The organism is Arcicella rosea (genome assembly GCF_040543805.1).
GTDB lineage: Bacteria > Bacteroidota > Bacteroidia > Cytophagales > Spirosomataceae > Arcicella > Arcicella rosea.
In genome coordinates, this window is the sequence record NZ_JBEUMS010000002.1 from 296,207 (window position 1) to 316,086 (window position 19,880).

A 19,880-nucleotide genomic window follows, 5' to 3' on the forward strand; every position below is an offset into this window, starting at 1 on the left:
CATTAATTATTTGTTGTCGTGTTTACTATATTTACGACAACAAATAATATCATAATGAATAAGACTAAATATTGGATTATTGTAGCATCGAAAGACCATGTAAAAAATGGTATTGCAGAAGGCATTGCGCAGGCTTGTCATGGAAAGACATCTCCTCTGAGAAGAATGAAAAAAGGAGATTATATTCTTTATTACTCTGGGAAAATGGTTTTGGGGAAAGATGAAAAATGCCAAGAATTTACAGCTATTGGACAAGTAAAAGACGATGAAGTATATCAGTTTCAAATGTCACCAGACTTTTGTCCAAGTAGAAGAAATATTGAGTTTTTCTCTCATCAAGACCTTTCGATTTTACCATTAATAAACGATTTGGAATTTATCCAAAACAAGAAAAGTTGGGGTTATCCCTTTCGCTTTGGTATTCTTGAAATCAATGAAAACGATTTTCAACTCATTTCATCTAAAATGCTTATTACAGAGGAATATGTCTAATTCAATTGAATTTCATTTTAATAAAACTGAGGATAGTTCTGGCTATTTACTTTGGCAAGTAACCACGCTTTGGCAACGAAAAATAAAGCGAGAGTTAGATACTATCGACCTAACTCATACTCAATTCGTGTTGTTGGCTTCCTTGGCTTGGCTTTCGAAGAATCAAGAAATAGTTACCCAAATTGAAATTGCCAATCATAGCAAAACGGACCGCATGATGGTTTCTAAAGTACTAAGAACTTTACAAGAAAAAGGTTTTATTACTCGTAAAGAACATGAAATCGACACCAGAGCGAAAGCAATTACTCTAACTGAAACTGGTGGGAAGATTCTTCAAAGAGCATTAACTATGGTAGAACAAGTAGATATTAATTTTTTCTCTATACTGAAAGATGAAGTAAAACCTTTTAATAGAAATATGCTTGAGTTGATTACTGAAAATCAATAAGTGTTATTCGTAATTGTCTCTTAAATAAAGAAGTCGTTGAAAATGCAAATACAAAGCAATTAACAAAAAAGAGTAAGCAACATAAGCTAAGAATGTTGTATAAAAACCAGCTGGGTAATAAATCGAAATGATAAAAGTAAGTAGCCAAGCAGATAAGTACTTTTTGATATCATTTCCTTTGAACTCAATAATTAAAATAAGACCTACCACTAAGGTTGCTCCCAATAAAATAAATCGAACTTGAGCTAAAAAAGTATCTCTGTAGAAATATAGATTTGCTCCAAAGTAAACAGAAGTTCCGATACTTATTAAAGCCAATAAGATATAAATACTGCAAAGGAAGCCAAGTTTCTTCTTGAAAGAGAATTCAAAATAAAGACAAACAAAGCCACTAAAAATACTAGCAATTGATGGAAACCAGTTTTGTGGTAAGCCAACGTCACTTCTTCCTGAAAAAGTCCAAGGAAAGTAGAAAATCGACAACATCAATGCACCAAGCAATATCAATAGTGTAATCAGGAACTCAAAAAAATATTTATTAAATGTAAAATCTATGCTTAACATTGCTTTTCCACTATAAGAAATAATAGTTTTCTTGATTAAATAAACCGTAAATGAGTACAAGAAAAAGAAAGAAGCAAAGATTTCAGAACCCTCTTCAAGAATAATGAATAACATTGGTCGTTTCCAAGTAAGTTGGTTTAATGAGCTTCTCCAAGCTTCCATTTCAAATTCTTCTTGTAAAGGATTGCTTAAAAGCAACAATATAGCCAATAGGTTCATTGCTAATGGAAATGGATATCGTTTAAATTTTAAGGAAAAAAATAAACACATAGAAATGCCAATAGCTGCGATGACAAAATGAAAAATAAACCAACCTGTATCTTTTCCATTTCCTATACTTTTTAAAAAATCAGTTTCTCCAATTACTTCATGGAAAGACCCCATTTCATCAAAAGACAATAGAAAAAAAATAATCGAAACGAAAATCCAAAAAGCATTCAATACTTTTTCATTCCTACTATAGCTCTTTTGTTCATCAACCAAATAGCAAAAAAAGGCGATAATCCCAATTAAAAAATATAGCATTGATGAATACCAAGAAGCAACGACATTCTCTTCTAAAAGATTAAATAAGGCTAACAAAAGTTGAACTGAGAATTTAGTATTCGTAAGAAGCTCACTTTTACACAACCATGTACCTCCAAGAAATAGAAGGTTTAAACCAAAAAAACTGTAAATTATCCAGTAAATATAATTGACAGCTATTTTGATAGTAAATGAAGGTTTATGCTTGTTGAGCAAATCCATGAATTTTTACATTGTGTTTAAGAATGGCTCAATTTAAAGAAATAATTGATAAATCTTTCTAAAAAATTATCTCAAAAGTTCAAGAGATATTTTCTTCATTTTTTTGTCAATAAATACTTTCTTATAAAATTTTCAATTTATACTTCAATAAAATTCGATCTTGATAGAAAAATTAAAAAAAGATTTGCTTAATCAAAAGGAATAAGTAATCTTTGCCTATCGAAATTATAGACTAATAATAATTTTAACGTATTTTACTTGTTAGCCACCAGCGGGTAAATATAATTCAGAGTAAATTTCAACCATGAACTTAAACGAATTACGCATTTTTCAAAAATGTCGGGATGTTATTCCTATGGCGGTATCTTCCATTTTTTCAAATCTACTTTGTTGTTGTTGCTAGTCAACATCAATCACACAATCTTTTGTTGAAAATCATCAGCCAACCTGTCAAGTTTGGAAGGATAATAGTTTTCAGCCAATTCAAATTATCATTTTAAAGACTATTTCTATCGTTTAAATAGCATAATATTTCATGAAAATCAAACTTATCCTCTTGCTAAGTCTTTTTTCTGTAGGTTTTTCAGCTTTTAGTCAAAAGAAAAAAAGTAACACGCCACCGAATATCATTTTAGTCATGGTGGACGACATGGGTTATTCCGATATTGGTGCTTATGGTTCAGAAATCAGCACGCCTAATATTGATAAATTAGCTTTTGAAGGCATCAGACTCAAAGAGTTTTACAATAATTCAATCTGTGCTCCTACTCGTGCTTCATTAATTACTGGTCAGTATCCTCATAAAGCTGGTGTTGGTTATTTCAATGTAAATTTAGGCTTGCCAGCATATCAAGGATTTTTGAACAAAGAATCTTTAACATTTGGTGAAGTACTAAAAACCGCTGGCTATAATACTTTTCTTTCAGGAAAATGGCACGTTGGCAACGATAGTTTGTATTGGCCAAACCAAAGAGGTTTTGATAAATTCTACGGTTTTATCGGTGGTGCGAGTAATTTTTACGCCGACGCAAAAGATGTTCCTGTAGAATTGGTAGAAAACAATAAGAGAATTACTTTAAAAGAAGGCGAGTATTTAACAAATACGATTACCGATAAAGCGCTTTCATTCATCGAAGAACAGCAGAAAACGCAAAAACCATTTTTCTTATACTTAGCTTACAACGCTCCACATTGGCCTTTGCAAGCTTTGCCAGAAGACATTGCGAAATATCGTGGAAAATTTGCTTTAGGTTGGGATTCGCTAAGAACGATTCGTCACAAAAAACAAATTGAATTAGGTTTGGTTGACCCAAAACACGCCATCGCTACTCGTGATGAAGACGTACCAAAATGGGATGCTTTTACTTATGACGAACAACAATTATGGCAAAGAAAAATGGAAGTTTACGCTGCCATGCTTGATAGAGTTGATCAAAATGTAGGTAGAGTTTTAGCCAAGTTGAAAGAATTGAAAAAAGATGAAAATACACTTATCGTGTTCATTTCTGATAATGGCGCTCAGGGCGGTTATGTACCTTTAGGCAGAAAACGTTCAAGAAATTCTGGACCAATTGGTTCTTCGGGTTCGTATGAGTACCAAGACCAAAGCTGGGCTTCACTCTCAAATACTCCGTTTCGTTCTTACAAAAACAATTTCCATGAAGGCGGAATCAGCTCGCCATTTATCGCTTGGTTCCCTAAAAAAATCAAAGCTGGAAGTATCGCTCGTGGAACTGGACATTTAATTGACTTAGCCCCAACTTTTTATGATTTCGCTGGCGCAAAATATCCAGAAAATTATAATGAATTAAAAACCAATCCATTAGCAGGAGTAAGCTTGAAAAATGTTTTATTAGAAGGAACAGAATTAAACCGAGAATTACCTATCTTCTGGGAACGTGGCGGAAACAGAGCCGTAAGAAAAGGCAAATGGAAATTAGTTTCTATATATCCAGAAAAGAGATGGGAGCTTTATGATTTGGATACAGACCGTGGTGAAACAACAGATTTATCAGGTAAAAATCCAGATGTGGTAAAAGCACTCATAGCCGAGTATGAAACTTGGGCAAAGAAAAATAATGTAGAAAATTACGATAAAATCAAGCCAGCAGTTCAAATCGGAAACGGTACGAGATTTTAGGTAGCTTTAAGCTCTGAGCTTTGAGCCTTTAGCTTTGTTTTAAAAATTGACAAATTCTTATGAAAAATAAATCATTTACTTGGATAAGCCTTTTGCTTGGCTTGAGCTTATCCATTCCAAATACTTTTGCCCAAACCAAAAAGCCTAACATCATTTTAGTCATGGTGGACGACATGGGTTACTCAGACCTCGGTGCTTATGGTTCGGAAATCAACACGCCAAACATTGATAAATTAGCTTTTGAGGGTATCAGATTAAAAGAATTTTATAACAATTCTATCTGTGCGCCTACTCGTGCTTCCTTAATTACGGGTCAGTATCCACACAAAGCAGGTGTTGGCTACTTCGATATTAATTTGGGTTCAGCACCTTATCAAGGTTTTTTAAACAAAGAATCTTTAACCTTTGGCGAAGTACTTAAAACCGCAGGTTATAATACTTTTCTTTCCGGAAAATGGCATGTTGGCAAAGATAAATCTGTTTGGCCAACACAAAGAGGCTTCGACCAATTTTATGGAATTTTGGGTGGCGGTGCCAACTATTTTGATGCAGAAGATATTCCACTCGGAAAACCATATCCAGTAGCATTGATTGAAAATAATCAACAAATACATCCAAAACCGAATTCTTATTATTTCACGGATGAAGTAACAAATCATGCGATTAAATTTATCAGCGAACAAAATCAAAGTGAAAAGCCATTCTTTTTGTACTTAGCTTATACTGCTCCACATTGGCCTTTACAAGCTTTACCCGAAGACATCGCCAAGTACAAAGGAAAATATGATTTAGGTTGGGATGCGCTGAGAAAAAATCGTTTAGCCAAATTAAAATCTTTAGGTTTATTAGACGAAAAACAAACCGTTGCAGAAAAAGACACTGAAATTCCAGAATGGGATAATCTTACTTATGACGAAAAAGAACTTTGGAAAGCTAAAATGGAAGTGTATGCCGCCATGCTCGACAGAGTTGACCAAGGAATCGGTAAATTATTAACAAGCTTGAAAGAACTAAAACAAGATGAAAATACTTTAATTGTTTTTATTTCAGACAACGGAGCACCCGCTGAAGACGTAGCACATTGGGGCGATAAAGTTGGTAAAAACTCTGGACCAGTAGGTACTTCTGGTTCTTTTGAATCACAAGGTAAAAACTGGTCATTTTTATCAAATTCACCATTTCGTTCTTTCAAATCTTTTGCCTTCGAAGGCGGAATTAGCTCGCCATTTATCGCTTGGTTTCCTAAAAAAATCAAAGGAGGAAGTATCAACAAAGGAACAGCGCACTTAATCGACTTAGCTCCTACTTTCTACGAATTAGCGGAAGCGAAATATCCTGAGACATTTAATGGATTAAAAACCAATCCATTACCGGGGAAAAATTTAACGAATTTACTTTTTGAAAACAAAGAATTACAAAGAGAAGAAGGTATTTTCTGGGAAAGAGCAGGCAATAGAGCCGTAAGAAAAGGTAAATGGAAATTGGTTTCTATTTATCCTTCCTATCAATGGCAATTATTTGATATTGATAAAGATAGAGGCGAAACGCAAAATGTAGCTTCGAAATTTCCTTTGGTGGTAGATGCACTTTCAAACGATTATTTCAAATGGGCAGACCAAAACGGTGTGGTTGATTATGATAATATCAAACCTACTACGCCACTTTTACCAGTAAGAAAAAGTAAATAAATCAAACTTGAGCGTTGAAATAAAATTTAAGGGTATTTTTGCAGGAAAATCTTCAAGCCGATATAATATTAAATCTTTCGGAGAGTCCTAATTCAAAATACGTAACTGATACTTAACTCAAAGCTCATGGCTCAAAGCTACTAATATGAAAAAAGTAATTTATATAATTTTGGGCATCAGTGGTTTCGCTTGGTTGATTTCTAATGGAAATGCCCAAACTGTACAGCAAAAACCTACTACTGATACTAAAATCACAGTTTGTAAGGTAAAAAGTCCAACTTTTGTTAAAAATAAATTTGCTACAGATAAAACAAGTATTGTTGCTAGCAAAGGAGGAAAGCTACAAAACATGGTAGAAATTCCCGGAGGTACTTTTGTAATGGGAAGTGATGAGTATTCAGATGCACAGCCAAAACATGCAGTAACTGTCAAAGCTTTTTTGATGGATGAGCATGAAGTAACAAATGCTGAATTTGCACAATTCGTAAAAGCAACGGGTTATAAAACAGTTGCCGAACGGCCATTAAATCCAGCAGATTATCCTGGAGTACCTAAAGAAAATTTAGTGCCGGGTTCAGCAGTATTTACTCCACCCGCAGGAAATGTAGGTTTGAACAATCATTTACAATGGTGGAAGTATGTGGCAGGGGCTAATTGGCAACATCCAAAAGGTCCAAACAGTACTGTTAAAGGACATGAAAATGAACCCGTCGTACAAGTTTGTTATCAAGATGCTGTAGCTTATGCAAAATGGGCGGGTAAGCGTTTACCTACTGAAGCAGAATGGGAATTTGCTGCAAGAGGTGGAAGAACTTCGGGAAGATATTATTGGGGAAATACTTTAAAGCCTAATAATAAATGGGTTGCGAATATTTATCAAGGTAATTTCCCAAGTGGGAATACTGTTGAAGATGGCTATAAAGAACTTGCTCCTACTAAAACTTTCCCGAAAAACCCTTATGGTCTGTTCGATATGGATGGTAATGTTTGGGAATGGTGTAGCGATTTGTATCGTCCTGATTATTACAAAAGTAGTCCGAAACTTAATCCAAAAGGTCCTAGTTCAAGCTATGACCCTGAAGAACCCAATGTAGAGAAACACGTGCAAAGAGGCGGTTCATTTTTATGTAGCGATCAATACTGTGTGCGTTATGTTGCAGGAAGCCGTGGCAAAGGTGAAACAAGTAGTGCTAGTAATAACTTAGGCTTCAGATGTGTGAAAGATAAAAATTAATTTTTTAGACAACATTGATTTTCAGCAAATTGACAAAAAAATATACAATAATTTGCTGAAAAAATTTGGATAATTAAAAACAATAAACCATCTTTGTCTATCGAAATTATAGACTTATAATTTCATCGTAATCATCTTGTTAGCCACCAACAAAGTATGATTGCCTAGTTTACCGTAACATTTAATTAAGCGTTAACAAAATGGAATGCTCAAAAAATAATGGTCACGACTTCACACACAAGGTGGTTCAATCTCTTGCGTCATTTTCTTGCTGTTGCTGTCGATAGCCAAAATCCCAACTCAATTATTAAATCTTATTTAGGCTAGATACTTTTGATGCTTTGTCATGAAGCTAAAAGTGTTGTTATGCTTATTCCTTACAATTATTTACATGTTTTTAAACGTAAACAGATCAAAAAAATGAAAGCAAAACTAACAGGTCTTTTCCTTTTATTAGGAGCAGTAGCAAGTAATGCTCAAAACAGCAAAGTAAGTTTAAGTGGCACACGCTTTACTTATCCTCTCATCGAAAAATGGATTACTGAGTATAAAAAAACATATCCTAAAGCGGATGTACAATTAGCAAGCAATGCAGGTGAATCTGTTACCATTCAGATTATTGCCTACCGTGCTGAACCAACCGCATTTGGAGATGACAAACAAATCACGCCCGTAAGTCGATTTGCATTATTGCCAGTTGGAAACGAAAAAAATTCTTTAGCAGAAAAAGCCATTAAAAAAGGCGTTAAAAAAGAAGAACTGAAAAAGTACTTCTTGGAAGATCCAGAAGATGCTTTGGAACAAGACAAAGACGCTGCAAAATATCAAATTTATACTCGTGCCAGCAAAGTTTGTTCTTCAATCTCATTTGCAAGTTACTTGGGCGATGATGCTGAAAATATTGTTGGCAAGGGAATTACTGGCGATGACAAAAATCTTTTAGAAGCCATTAAACATGACCCACTTGGAATTACGTATAATAACCTAGGTTACTTGTATAATTTACAAACCAGAGAACCTTTGAAAGACTTTACCATCTTTCCGATTGATATTAACAGTAATGGAAAATTAGATAAAGACGAGCAAATCTATGGTAATTTAGACCAATTGATTTCTTTCCTAGAAAAGAATCCTACGAACAAAGCAATTCCTACAGAAAACGTTTATTTTATTACAAACAAAAATGCTGAAAATGAAGAATTGAAGCGTTTTGTTTCTTGGACTCAACATGAAGGACAGGCTTTTGTAAAAGATTTAGGCTTTGTAGGCTTGGGCGAAGTAAGCGACAATAAAAGTGCTTATGTAGAATCTAATGCTTTAAAAAATAAAAATTAACCCTTTCCAGCTTACCTGATGCTGTTTCATCAGTCTATAGATTATAGATTGATGAAACGCTTAACCTAAAATTATAATCAATCATGACGCTTCAAGATTTTAGCACAATTGGGAAAAAAGTACTTATCAGTATTCTTGTCTTTATTATCCCCATTTCTATTCTCACAGGTGGAATTCTGTTGGTAGAACATTTATTAGATTAAATTTCCCTTAACGATATCAACATCTGTTAAAAAAACGGCTGCAGTCCGAAATAAAGTACTGTTTATCAATACTTTAAATCGAATCGGTGAACTCAGTTCACAATTCATGACTCATAATTCATAACTCTTATACAAGATGGCCTTAGAAAAAAGTCTTGCTCGAAAAATCTCTCGAGACGCATTTGTCAGTATATTTATTTACGCTCTTCCAGTATTTTTACTTTGGGGATGGTTTTATTATAAAGGTGAAAAACCTTGGCTTAATAAAGTAAAAACCTCTCAAACTACTTCAGCGAAAGCAAGCGAATAATAGCTTTTAATCATACAGATTACGATATTTTTTATAAAAAACATGATGGTCAGTTCCATATTTCTTGTAGCTAGTAAATATTCTCACCTTTTTAGTCTATTAAAACTATATACATAAAGTACTAATTTATTTACCTTAAACAGAAAATCAAAATGGTGCATTTTATCGAAGAAATTTTTAGAAATTTAAACGGCTGGGGACTTACAGCATTAACTTTTATACTAGGTTTTGCAGAGTTTTCATTGGGTCTTTATGGCAAAAAATGGAATACTAATGAAAAACTATTAGATATTGCTTGTTATACTTTGCCAAAACTAGTGGTTGGTCCAGTCATTACTTATTTCGGATTAAAAGTATTGCCTTTAATTTTGCCACATGCCAAAAACGAATTCACTTGGATTCCCTTTATTTTCGGGGCATTAATCATCGCTATTTATGATGACTTGACCCAATATTGGTATCACCGTTTACATCACCAGGTTCCGTTTATGTGGCGTTTTCATCGTACTCATCACTCGGCACCTTACATGGGTATGGCGATGGCATCAAGACAAAACATTATTTACACACTTTTCTTTTCACAGTCGTATGTAACTACCGTTTTGGTTTACTTAGGTTTGGGCTATCCAGCATTATTTGTAAAAGGCTTGAAATCGTTGATTACGAAATTGGCACATTCAAGTATTAAATGGGATAAACCTTTTTACGAAAACAAATGGCTACATCCAGTTGCATGGGTTTTAGAACGTACTATTTCAACCCCAGCCACACACCATGCTCATCATGCAGATTCTGCGGATGATGGTGTTGGGCATTACAAAGGAAACTTTGGAAATATGTTCTTTTTGTGGGATATTATTTTCGGTACTGCATTGATTACCAGACAATATCCAGCAGCTTATGGCATTAAAAATTACAAAGGCGAAGAATGGTATGCACAGTTATTATGGCCAATTTTTAAATCGAAAAAAGAAGGTAGTGAATTATCAGCCAACGGTCCAGAAGTAGCAGACGAGCACGATGAGGTAGAACCAGAAATTGCTTTACAGTACGCTTAACCCTAACAATATTTTAAAAATTTACGAAGATGATTAAGTCATTAAAATTTATCATTGGAGCATTAATATTGAGTACTTCAGTATTTGCTCAGAAAGGTGATGTTGACAAAAAGAACTGGGTTTCAGCAGATATTTTTGCTGAAAAAATTCAGAAACAACAAAAAGCACAAATTATTGATGCAAGAAGTGCTGAAGAGTTTGCACAAAATCACATCAATGGAGCTGTCAATCTAAATCCTCAAGATGCTTCATTCATTGAAAAACTCAATCCTTCACAACCCGTTTTTGTGTATTCTATCGCAAACGGCAGAAGCGTTGCTTTTGCAAAAGAATTAGCCACTAAAGGCTTCAACGAAGTATATGTACTTGATGGTGGAATCGGCACATGGGTTGGACATGGAAAAGCACTTTTTACAACTGCTAAAAAAGGCTTGAACATTAATGATTTTAACAACATTGTTGCTTCAAATAAATTGGTTTTAGTAGATGTAGGTTCTAAATATTGTGGTTCTTGTAAAAAAGTAAAACCTATTTTAGAAAGCTTAAAGAAAGAACATGGTGATGCTTTAAAAGTGGTAGAAATCGAATTAGAAGAAAGTCCACAATTAATTGCATCCTTGAAAAGAGTTACTTCATTTCCTTATTTGATTCTTTACAAAGACGGAAAAGTGACTTTTGAGAGAAGTGGAATTGCTGAATTGAAAGGTGTTTTGGATACTGCTCTGGCACAAGCCTTGTAGTATTTTCTCTATCATCGAATAGAATGAGACTGTTCTATTCGATGATTATTCTAATCCCAAAAAAATCCCAATAATCCTTACTGTTTACTTCCATTCTGAGTTTTAGAATGAAGCCTTATAGTATATATAATCCATAGAATAAACATGAATAACAAATTACTAAAATTAATCTTTATGTTGGTTTTGGCATTCGTTTCTCTGAAAACCAATGCCCAACAACTTACAGGAAAAATCATTGATTCAAGAACAAAAGAGCCGATTATCGGTGCAGCCATTGCCATAAAAGGAACTTCAACTGGAGTAACAACTGATGTAAACGGAAAATTTACGTTGAAAACCAGTCAGAAACCTCCTTTTACGATTCTTGCTACTTTTGTTGGTTATAAAAAGAAAGAAATTGAAATCGTAGAATTTGAAAACCTAAGTATTTCATTAATTGAATCAAAAGGTCAGCGTTTGGATGAAGTAATCGTAGTTGGTTATGGAACTCAAAAAAGAAGTGACATTACAGGTTCAATAGCATCAGTTCCTTTAGAAATCAAAGCACAACCTGTTGCTTCGGTTGAACGTCTTTTACAAGGTTCAGTAGCAGGGGCAATTGTTACACAAACTTCTGGTCAGCCTGGTGGTGGAGTAAGTGTACAGATTCGTGGGAATAACTCAATTACAGCAGGCTCAGATCCATTGTATGTAATTGACGGATTTCCAATCAATAACGATTATTCTTTAAATGACGCTGGAGTAACGAATGGTTCAAAAATCAACCCATTGTCAACTATCAATACTGCTGATATTGAATCAATTGATGTATTGAAAGATGCTTCAGCTACCGCAATTTACGGTTCTCGTGGTGCGAATGGTGTTGTAATTGTAACGACTAAAAACGGGACAAAAGGAAAATCTTCGATTAATTATGATGCCTATTATGGCGTGCAAGAAGTAATTAGAACTTTACCAGTTTTGAATGCAAAAGAGTGGTGGGCATTAAGAAAAGACGCCGCTAAAAACTCAGGCAAAACAACTTCACTCCCTTCAGTTACAGGTTATTCTTTAGATACTTCTGGTGTGGGAACAGACTGGCAAGCGGCTGCTTTTAGAAAAGCGGCTATTCAAAGCCATAGCTTATCTATCCTTTCAGGTTCTGATAAAACAAGATTGTCAATTTCTGGTAACTACTTTAAACAAGATGGTATCCTTCAAAATACCGATTTCATTCGTTATTCAGGTAGATTTGGTTTAGACCATGACTACAGCAAAAACTTTAAAATCACTTCAAATATTTCGGTTAGTAATATCAAATCACAAGTAGCACCTGCAGCAATTGTTGCTAACTTATTATTAACGCCTCCTGCTTTACCAGTTTATAAAGACGATGGAACTTTCGTAGTAAACAGTCCTTTTGAATCAGGTTTACAAAACCCAATAAACTCTTTATACAATCAATTAAACGAAACAATTACGAATCGTATTTTAGGAAACGTTGCGGGAGAATACACTTTGGCAGATGGTTTAAAAGCAAAAGTATTATTCGGTATTGATATTGTTGATAATAAGCAAAACCGTTATTTACCAAGTAGTACTGCTGAAGGTTTAGCACTTTCTGGCAATGCAATTGTTGGTACTGTATTTACAAGTAACTGGCTGAATGAAAACACATTAAGCTACGACAAAGAACTTGATGCTAAAAATAAAATCAATGCTGTAGTCGGTTTTACTGCACAACAATCAAAAGCGAAAGGTACTGTTGCTGAAGCTGCTGGTTTTGCTACTGATGCTTTTTCGTATAATAATTTAGGAACTGGTATTACAGCAAGAACACCAAGTTCATTGGCTAGTGCGTGGTCTTTAGCTTCTTATTTAGGAAGAGTAAACTATGTTCATGACGATAAATATTTATTGACTTTAACATTGCGTGCAGATGGTTCTTCAAGATTTGGCGATGGCAATAAATGGGGATATTTCCCTTCGGCAGCCTTTGGTTGGAATGTAAGTAATGAAAAGTTCTTCCAAGATATTAAAAATGTAAGTAGTCTTAAATTACGTTTAAGTGCAGGTTCAACGGGTAACCAAAATATTCCTTCATATCAATCATTATCACAATTAAGCTATTTTAGATATAATTTCTCGAATACAACCGTTTCGGGTTATGCACCTAATTCAGTACCAAATCCGAATTTAGGATGGGAAAAAACTTTCCAAATCGACGGTGGAATTGACGTTGGTCTTTTCAATAATAGAATTACCCTTGTGGCAGATTATTACTACAAAAAAACGACTGATTTATTGTTGACAAGAACCGTTCCGGGTACTTCTGGTTTATCAGATTTTTATAATGGACAAGCTTCTGTAATTTACCAAAACATTGGTGCAGTAGCCAATCAAGGCTTTGAATTATACGTAAATTCGCATAACATCGATAGCGATTTGAAATGGAATACTACTTTGGTCTATTCAAACAACAGCAATAAAATTTTAGATTTAGGTGCTGGTGTTGATCAAATTATTCCTTCAATTTCTTCTCCTTCTATTGCTAAAGTAGGCTATCCGTTGGGTTCATTTATTGTGTATCAAACAGATGGTATTATTCAATCTGGTGATGCAGCGCTTACTCCGCAAGCGAACAAAAGTCCCGGTGGGCAAAAATACAAAGACATCAACGGTGATGGCGTAATTACGCAAGCAGGCGATAGAGTTGTGATTTCAAACCAGCCCGCTTTTACAGCAGGTTTAACCAACACTTTCAATTACAAAGGATTCGATTTAGCTGTTTTCTTCCAAGCATCCATTGGCGGTAAAATTTACAATGCCAACCGTGCCAACTTAGAATTAGGAACTGGTTATGTGAATGCTTCAACGGTATTATTGGATAGATGGACAACAACGAACACAAACACAGATGTGAAAGCGGCGTATCAAGATCCTGCCATCACAATTTCTGACCGTTTTATTGAAGATGCTACTTACTATCGTCTGAAAAATGTTTCTTTAGGATATACCATTCCTTCGAAAATTGTGAAGAAAGCAAATATCAAAAGTTTGAGAATCTATGTTTCGGCACAAAATGCTCTTACTTGGACTAACTACTCTGGCTATGACCCAGAAGTAAGTTTGAACGGACAATCTTTAATCAATAAAGGTATCGACCAAGGTGTATATCCAAACAACAAATCGTATCAATTAGGATTGTCGTTGTCGTTTTAGTTATGGCTATGAGCAATGAGCTTTAAGTTTAAAATTCATCGCTCTTTAAAATCCTAAAATTCACGATAGATAATTACAAGTAAAAACTGTCAGCTTAAAGCTCATTACTCAAAGCTGACAGCTCATTTTAACATTAGAATCCCATGAAATTATTAAAATATATCGCCCTTGCAAGTATTGGATTTTCAGCTACTTCTTGCGAGTCATTCTTAAAAGAAAATCCTGAATCAATTATTTCAGAAGAACAATTTTATAAAACTCAAACTGATGCCCTCAACGCAGTAAACGCTGTTTATTTCTTATTAAACTCTGGAGGAAGTACTGTGCAAACGCCTTACAATACTTTGTTCAATACGGGAATGAACTTTGCTGGCGATGATGAAGATCCAGGACCAGGAGCAACCAATCCAGATGTGCGCTCGTTGGCAGTATTGGCACATTCATCAGCTAATCTACGTATTTATGAACTATGGCAACAGCACTATGCAGCCATAAAAAAAGCCAACGTAGCTTTAGAGAAAATTCCTACGATTGAATTTGATGCGACACTCAAAAACAGATTATTAGGCGAAACCAAATTTCTGAGAGCTTTATATTATTTCAATTTAGTACGTTTATACGGCGACGTTCCTTTGATTACAAGCTACCAAAAGTATGTTAATGCGAACGATTATGCAGTTGCGAAATCTCCTTCAACCGCTGTATATCAACAAATTGAAAAAGATTTAACAGAAGCCGCTAGCGTTTTACCTAATACTTATGCTTCACCAGATGCTGGACGTGCTACTTCTGGCGCAGCCAAAGCACTTTTAGCCAAAGTATATTTAACAAAAGCTTCGTTCCCTTTGAATTTGACACAACATTATGCAGATGTTGTTAAAAAGGCAGAAGAAGTATTATCGCCAGCCGATGGTGGAACAGGTGCTTATGGCTATGATTTATTTGCAAATTATGCCGATGTATTTTTGCCAGCTACCAAAAATGGTAAAGAACATATTTTCTCAGCACAGTTTAAATCAAATTCAATTGGACAAGGGAATAACCAAAACCCACGTTCTATCTTAACGGCAATTCCGGGATTAACAGGTTCTTATGCTGATATGGTTCGTTTTTATACCGTTGGAAATGATAAATTCTTCAGCGTTTATAAATTGTACCAACCAACTGACAAAAGAAAAAGAGTAACGTTTGTAACAAATTTCACCAGTCCTTCAAATGGTAGAAAGTACGCTTTACCGATTGTCAATACGGCTGTTCCAAATGATTCAACGCCATTTTTCAATAAAACTTGGGACCCAAATTCATTATCGCCAACCAACGAATCGGCTGCCAATGTTGCCATTATTCGTTATGCTGAATTATTATTAATTCATGCAGAAGCTGAAAATGAATTAAATGGACCAACGACAAAAGCCTACAAATCGTTGAACAAAGTAAGAAACAGAGCAGGCTTGCCCAACCTTGCGGAAGGTCTAAGCAAAGATCAATTTCGTGAAGCCTTATATCTTGACCGTCGTTTAGAATTAGTATTTGAATACCAACGTTGGTTCGACTTAATTCGTCAAAAAGATGCTACAGGAAAGAGTTCTTTCGTAGCGAATTTGCACAAAGTAGGCAAAACTAATGCAGCTGACAAACACAGACTATACCCAATTCCTCAATCTGAAATTGACAATAATCCTTTGTTAGAACAGAACACACTTTGGAAGTAATGAAGTTGTGAGTTAGTGATTGAGTGAATTAGTGATTTTAAGGAAACGTAGTTTTAGGTTTCGTCCATAAACCTTTATCAAGCAATACTTTTAAATATTTATTTGATAATTAGATTCATACTATTTGTCTCAAAAAATCACTAATTCACTCAATCACTAACTCACAATTCAATTACTCAATAAATGTAAAAGCATGATGAAATTTACGTTTAGAATTACTACTACTTTCCTCTTAGGAATGTTGTCCGCTACGAGTTTATTGGCTCAAAAAACGCCTCCGAAAAAACCAAATTTTGTCGTAATTATGGCGGATGATTTGGGTTATGGCGATATTGGTACATTCGGAGCGAAAGATATTCGTACGCCTAATATTGATAAACTCGCTAATGATGGTCTGAAATTTACTTCATTTTATTCAACATCTCCCGTTTGTAGTCCATCCAGATTTGGTTTATTGACAGGGCGTTATCCACGTCGTCAAGGTGTTGATGGTGTGTTTTTCCCTGAAAGTTTCAATGGTATTCCTAAAGAAGAATTAACCATTGCCGAAGCCTTGAAAACCAAAGGATATTCAACAGGAATCGTCGGGAAATGGCACTTGGGACATCACCGTCAATATTTGCCTTTGCAAAATGGTTTTGATGAATACTTTGGAATCCCTTACAGCAATGATATGCAAGGCGTAGCATATTTGCGTGGAAATGAAGTAGAACAATACAATATTGACCAAAAATATACGACTAAAACTTATACAGAAGAAGCCATTAAGTTTATTGATAAACACAAAAAAGAACCTTTCTTTTTGTACTTGCCACATACCATGCCACATGTGCCTTTGCACGCTTCTCCAGCTTTTGAAGGAAAATCAAAAAGAGGTTTGTATGGCGATGTAATTGAAGAATTGGACTGGAGCGTTGGACAAGTAGTAGAAGCTTTGAAGAAAAACGGAATTGAAGACAATACTTTGGTGATTTTCACCAGCGATAATGGTCCTTGGTTGATTTTTGATATTGAAGGCGGTTCAGCAGGAAATTTAAGAAATGGCAAAGGAACAACTTTTGAAGGTGGACAAAGAGTACCAGCGATTTTCCATTGGCCAGCAAAAATAAAAGCAGGAACTGTGTATGATGACTTGGCGCTACATTTAGATATTTTTCCAACCATTTTAACATTAGCAGGTTATCAATCAAAACTTTCAAATCCTATTGATGGTGAAGACATTAGCTCAATTCTGACAAGTAATGGAAAAAGAAAAGGTGACGAATTTATCTATTATTCCAACGGAAAAGTAGAAGCTTTCAGAAAAGGAGATTGGAAAATCCGTTTAGCACAACCAGCTTCTAAAAATTACTTAAACGGAAAAGAAAATCCTGCTACAGAAGCATTGTTATTCAACTTGAAAGATGATGTAGCCGAAACGAAAAATTTATACCAAAGTAGTCCAGAAAAAGCAAACGAGTTACTATCAGCTTTAGACAAAAAAATAAAAAGTATCGGTGAAACGCCAAAAACACTTCCACAAAGATTACCAGCCGATGACTCTCATATCAAAAAATATCAGCAGCGTCATCCTGAGTTGAAGAAGTAATCAAGATTTGCATTGAAGTCCTCTTTAAAATGTATCAATTAATATAATCCATAGGTAACATATTAACATTGAAAAAGCATTATGATGATTCACAAAAAACCAAAACAGTTTTCAAAACTAACTGCTTCGCTGGCATTAACTGGACTTTTATCTAGTTCAAGTATTTTTGCACAGCACGACCCAACCCAAGCTTTTCAAGGAAAATTAGGAAAAACTTTAGGCGAAACACAACAATCATGGCAAGAACGTTATACCAAAGCACCTAAAAATGCCCCAAACGTCGTTTGGATTTTATTAGATGATATTGGTTTCGGCGCTGTCAGTACTTATGGTGGTTTAATCAAAACGCCTACTTTAGATAGTCTGGCGTCCAATGGTTTGCGTTATACCAATTTCCACACCACAGCCATTTGTTCTCCAACTCGTGCGGCTTTGTTGACAGGTCGTAACTCACACTCAGTTCACATGGGTTTATTCCCAAATACTGGTGGTGGAACGCCTGGCTATGATGGCTACATGCCTTTTGAAAAAGCAACCATCGCCGAAATCCTTCGTGAAAATGGTTATAATACTTATGCTGTTGGTAAATGGCATTTAACACCGCCAAGCGACGCAACGGCAATTGGTCCTTTTTCTCGCTGGCCAACGGGTAGAGGTTTCGACCATTATTATGGATTTTTGAGCGGTTCAACCGACCAGTATAATCCTGTAGTTTGGGAAGATACCAAGAAAGTAATTCCAGAAAAAGGTAAATTATTTAGTACACAAATGGCTGATAAAGCCATTAATTTGATTGCCGAACAAAAATCACTTGCTCCTGAAAAACCATTTTTCTTGTACTTCACGCCGGGTGCTGGGCACGAACCGCACCAAGTAGATAAATATTGGAGTGACCAATACAAAGGAAAATTTGATTTCGGTTGGGATAGATACCGTGAAATCGTCATCGAAAACCAAAAACGTTTGGGCGTAATTCCTAAAGATGCCGTTTTGCCAGAACGTGGACCGGGCTTAAAAGCTTGGGATGCTTTATCGCCCGATGAAAAGAAATTATATGCTAAGTTTTTTGAAGTATATGCAGGTTTCTTAACGCATATCGACTTGGAAATTGGTAGAGTTATTAATTTCTTGAAAGAAAGCGGTCAATTAGAAAATACCCTTGTAATTGTTTCTGTAGGTGATAATGGTGCTAGTAAAGAAGGGACTTTTGAAGGAAGAGCGCATCGTAATTTTGATCCAGATTTGACGCCTGAACAACGTTTGAAGAAAAATCTTACTTTAATTGACCAAATCGGAACTGAAAACTCAAGTCCAAATTATCCATTAGGCTGGGCTCAGGCTACGAATACTCCTTTCAAACATTGGAAACAAGATGCCAATTCAGAAGGTGGAACACATAATCCTTTGATTATTTTCTGGCCAAAAGGCATCAAAGACAAAGGCGGTATTCGTAATCAATACACGCACTTGATTGATATTTTACCGACAACCGTTGAATTGACTGGTGTAAAAGTTCCGACGGTTATTAATGGTTATCCGCAAGAGCCGATTGAAGGAACAAGTTTAGCGTATAGCATTGATAATGCGAAGTCGCCTTCTCGCCATACGGTTCAACATTATGAAATCATGGGTTCTCGTTCAATTTATAAAGACGGCTGGAAAGCAGGTACTTTGCACGTGAAAAAACAAGATTTCGAGAAAGATGTTTGGGAGCTTTATAATTTGAATGAGGATTTCAACGAGCGTAACGATTTGTCAACTAAAAACCCAAAGAAGTTACAAGAACTGAAAGAACTCTTTGATGCACAAGCGTGGAAATACAATATCTATCCATTGAAAGACGGTACGATTCCATTGGCGGCTCCAACCATTTTTGATCATCGTAAACAATTGGTTTTATATCCACAAACTTCACAGTTATTTGAAGGTTCTGCTCCAAAATTAGGCGGTCGTTCTTTGAGCATCACTGCCGATGTAGTTGTACCAGAAAAAGGTGCTGATGGCGTATTATTGGCTGTTGGCGGTAAAGCAGGCGGATTAAGTCTTTATGTACAGAAAAATCAATTGTGGTTTACCTACAATAATGGCGACGAAAAAGTTTATGCTACTTCAAGCGATGTGATAAAAGCTGGTAAGAATTCATTAAAAGTAGATTTCAACTACGAAGGGACTGAAAGTGTCAACAACGCTCCTGCCACAGCTATTTTATACATCAATGATAAAAAAGTAAGCGAAGTAAAAGTAAAAAGAAGCTTGCCAGCCGTAGGTTTTTACGAGAGTATCGAAGTCGGAAAAGACCAAGTAACTGCTGTAACCGAGAAATACAATATCCCTTTTACTTATACGGGGAAGATTAACAATGTAACGATAGATTTGAAATAAGCTCTATTCTTTATTTCAATCAATTGAATCAAAATTTG

14 protein-coding genes are annotated in these 19,880 nt (G+C 35.3%); 13 read left to right on the top strand and 1 reads right to left on the bottom strand.

The features are described from left to right. Nucleotides 1-54 precede the first annotated feature (54 nt). Entirely contained in the window at nucleotides 55-492 is a 438-nt protein-coding gene (locus ABID42_RS04410; protein ID WP_367282616.1) for an EVE domain-containing protein, read from the top strand. Beyond that, entirely contained in the window at nucleotides 485-940 is a 456-nt protein-coding gene (locus tag ABID42_RS04415) for a MarR family winged helix-turn-helix transcriptional regulator (protein WP_367282617.1), read from the top strand. The genes ABID42_RS04410 and ABID42_RS04415 overlap by 8 nt, the downstream gene beginning before the upstream one ends. A gap of 3 nt (nucleotides 941-943) precedes the next feature. Here the strand turns inward: ABID42_RS04415 and ABID42_RS04420 are convergent, their stop codons facing one another. Continuing rightward, nucleotides 944-2,251 carry a DUF8692 domain-containing protein gene (locus ABID42_RS04420; RefSeq protein ID WP_494337605.1) on the bottom strand — a complete coding sequence of 436 codons (1,308 nt, stop codon included), beginning with the start codon at nucleotides 2,249-2,251 and terminating at the stop codon, nucleotides 944-946. 535 nt (nucleotides 2,252-2,786) lie between these two features. Between ABID42_RS04420 and ABID42_RS04425 the strand changes: the two genes are divergently transcribed. From ABID42_RS04425 to ABID42_RS04475, 11 genes are all read left to right on the top strand, one after another. Continuing rightward, a complete protein-coding gene (locus tag ABID42_RS04425) occupies nucleotides 2,787-4,391 on the top strand; it encodes an arylsulfatase (RefSeq protein WP_367282619.1) in 1,605 nt (534 codons plus the stop codon). Nucleotides 4,392-4,450: 59 nt separating this feature from the next. Continuing rightward, nucleotides 4,451-6,079 carry an arylsulfatase gene (locus ABID42_RS04430; protein WP_367282620.1) on the top strand — a complete coding sequence of 543 codons (1,629 nt, stop codon included), beginning with the start codon at nucleotides 4,451-4,453 and terminating at the stop codon, nucleotides 6,077-6,079. Between the two features lie 145 nt (nucleotides 6,080-6,224). Then, nucleotides 6,225-7,313, top strand: a complete 1,089-nt coding sequence (locus tag ABID42_RS04435; protein ID WP_367282621.1) for a formylglycine-generating enzyme family protein — start codon at nucleotides 6,225-6,227, stop codon at nucleotides 7,311-7,313. A gap of 420 nt (nucleotides 7,314-7,733) precedes the next feature. Then, nucleotides 7,734-8,648, top strand: a complete 915-nt coding sequence (locus tag ABID42_RS04440; RefSeq protein ID WP_367282622.1) for a hypothetical protein — start codon at nucleotides 7,734-7,736, stop codon at nucleotides 8,646-8,648. Nucleotides 8,649-8,987: 339 nt separating this feature from the next. After that, a complete protein-coding gene (locus tag ABID42_RS04445; protein WP_367282623.1) occupies nucleotides 8,988-9,161 on the top strand; it encodes a hypothetical protein in 174 nt (57 codons plus the stop codon). A 152-nt stretch (nucleotides 9,162-9,313) separates the two neighbouring features. Then, a complete protein-coding gene (locus ABID42_RS04450; protein ID WP_367282624.1) occupies nucleotides 9,314-10,219 on the top strand; it encodes a sterol desaturase family protein in 906 nt (301 codons plus the stop codon). A 29-nt stretch (nucleotides 10,220-10,248) separates the two neighbouring features. Beyond that, complete coding sequence (locus tag ABID42_RS04455; protein ID WP_367282625.1) at nucleotides 10,249-10,959, top strand: rhodanese-like domain-containing protein; 711 nt, start codon at nucleotides 10,249-10,251, stop codon at nucleotides 10,957-10,959. Between the two features lie 144 nt (nucleotides 10,960-11,103). Then, nucleotides 11,104-14,160, top strand: coding sequence for a SusC/RagA family TonB-linked outer membrane protein (locus ABID42_RS04460; RefSeq protein WP_367282626.1), 3,057 nt, complete (start codon nucleotides 11,104-11,106; stop codon nucleotides 14,158-14,160). Nucleotides 14,161-14,303: 143 nt separating this feature from the next. Beyond that, a complete protein-coding gene (locus tag ABID42_RS04465; RefSeq protein ID WP_367282627.1) occupies nucleotides 14,304-15,872 on the top strand; it encodes a RagB/SusD family nutrient uptake outer membrane protein in 1,569 nt (522 codons plus the stop codon). 193 nt (nucleotides 15,873-16,065) lie between these two features. Then, on the top strand, nucleotides 16,066-17,460 hold the full coding sequence (locus tag ABID42_RS04470) for a sulfatase family protein (RefSeq protein ID WP_367282628.1): 1,395 nt from the start codon (nucleotides 16,066-16,068) through the stop codon (nucleotides 17,458-17,460). An 81-nt stretch (nucleotides 17,461-17,541) separates the two neighbouring features. Next, on the top strand, nucleotides 17,542-19,842 hold the full coding sequence (locus tag ABID42_RS04475) for an arylsulfatase (RefSeq protein ID WP_367282629.1): 2,301 nt from the start codon (nucleotides 17,542-17,544) through the stop codon (nucleotides 19,840-19,842). Nucleotides 19,843-19,880: the final 38 nt, after the last annotated feature.

Excerpts from the sequence above, each read along its gene's own strand:
- ABID42_RS04455 (WP_367282625.1), top strand. The coding sequence starts at position 10,249 with ATGATTAAGTCATTAAAATTTATCATTGGAGCATTAATATTGAGTACT.
- ABID42_RS04420 (WP_494337605.1), bottom strand. The coding sequence starts at position 2,251 with ATGGATTTGCTCAACAAGCATAAACCTTCATTTACTATCAAAATAGCT.
- ABID42_RS04445 (WP_367282623.1), top strand. The coding sequence starts at position 8,988 with ATGGCCTTAGAAAAAAGTCTTGCTCGAAAAATCTCTCGAGACGCATTT.
- ABID42_RS04475 (WP_367282629.1), top strand. The coding sequence starts at position 17,542 with ATGATGATTCACAAAAAACCAAAACAGTTTTCAAAACTAACTGCTTCG.
- ABID42_RS04430 (WP_367282620.1), top strand. The coding sequence starts at position 4,451 with ATGAAAAATAAATCATTTACTTGGATAAGCCTTTTGCTTGGCTTGAGC.
- ABID42_RS04460 (WP_367282626.1), top strand. The coding sequence starts at position 11,104 with ATGAATAACAAATTACTAAAATTAATCTTTATGTTGGTTTTGGCATTC.
- ABID42_RS04440 (WP_367282622.1), top strand. The coding sequence starts at position 7,734 with ATGAAAGCAAAACTAACAGGTCTTTTCCTTTTATTAGGAGCAGTAGCA.
- ABID42_RS04465 (WP_367282627.1), top strand. The coding sequence starts at position 14,304 with ATGAAATTATTAAAATATATCGCCCTTGCAAGTATTGGATTTTCAGCT.
- ABID42_RS04425 (WP_367282619.1), top strand. The coding sequence starts at position 2,787 with ATGAAAATCAAACTTATCCTCTTGCTAAGTCTTTTTTCTGTAGGTTTT.
- ABID42_RS04410 (WP_367282616.1), top strand. The coding sequence starts at position 55 with ATGAATAAGACTAAATATTGGATTATTGTAGCATCGAAAGACCATGTA.
- ABID42_RS04470 (WP_367282628.1), top strand. The coding sequence starts at position 16,066 with ATGATGAAATTTACGTTTAGAATTACTACTACTTTCCTCTTAGGAATG.
- ABID42_RS04415 (WP_367282617.1), top strand. The coding sequence starts at position 485 with ATGTCTAATTCAATTGAATTTCATTTTAATAAAACTGAGGATAGTTCT.
- ABID42_RS04450 (WP_367282624.1), top strand. The coding sequence starts at position 9,314 with ATGGTGCATTTTATCGAAGAAATTTTTAGAAATTTAAACGGCTGGGGA.
- ABID42_RS04435 (WP_367282621.1), top strand. The coding sequence starts at position 6,225 with ATGAAAAAAGTAATTTATATAATTTTGGGCATCAGTGGTTTCGCTTGG.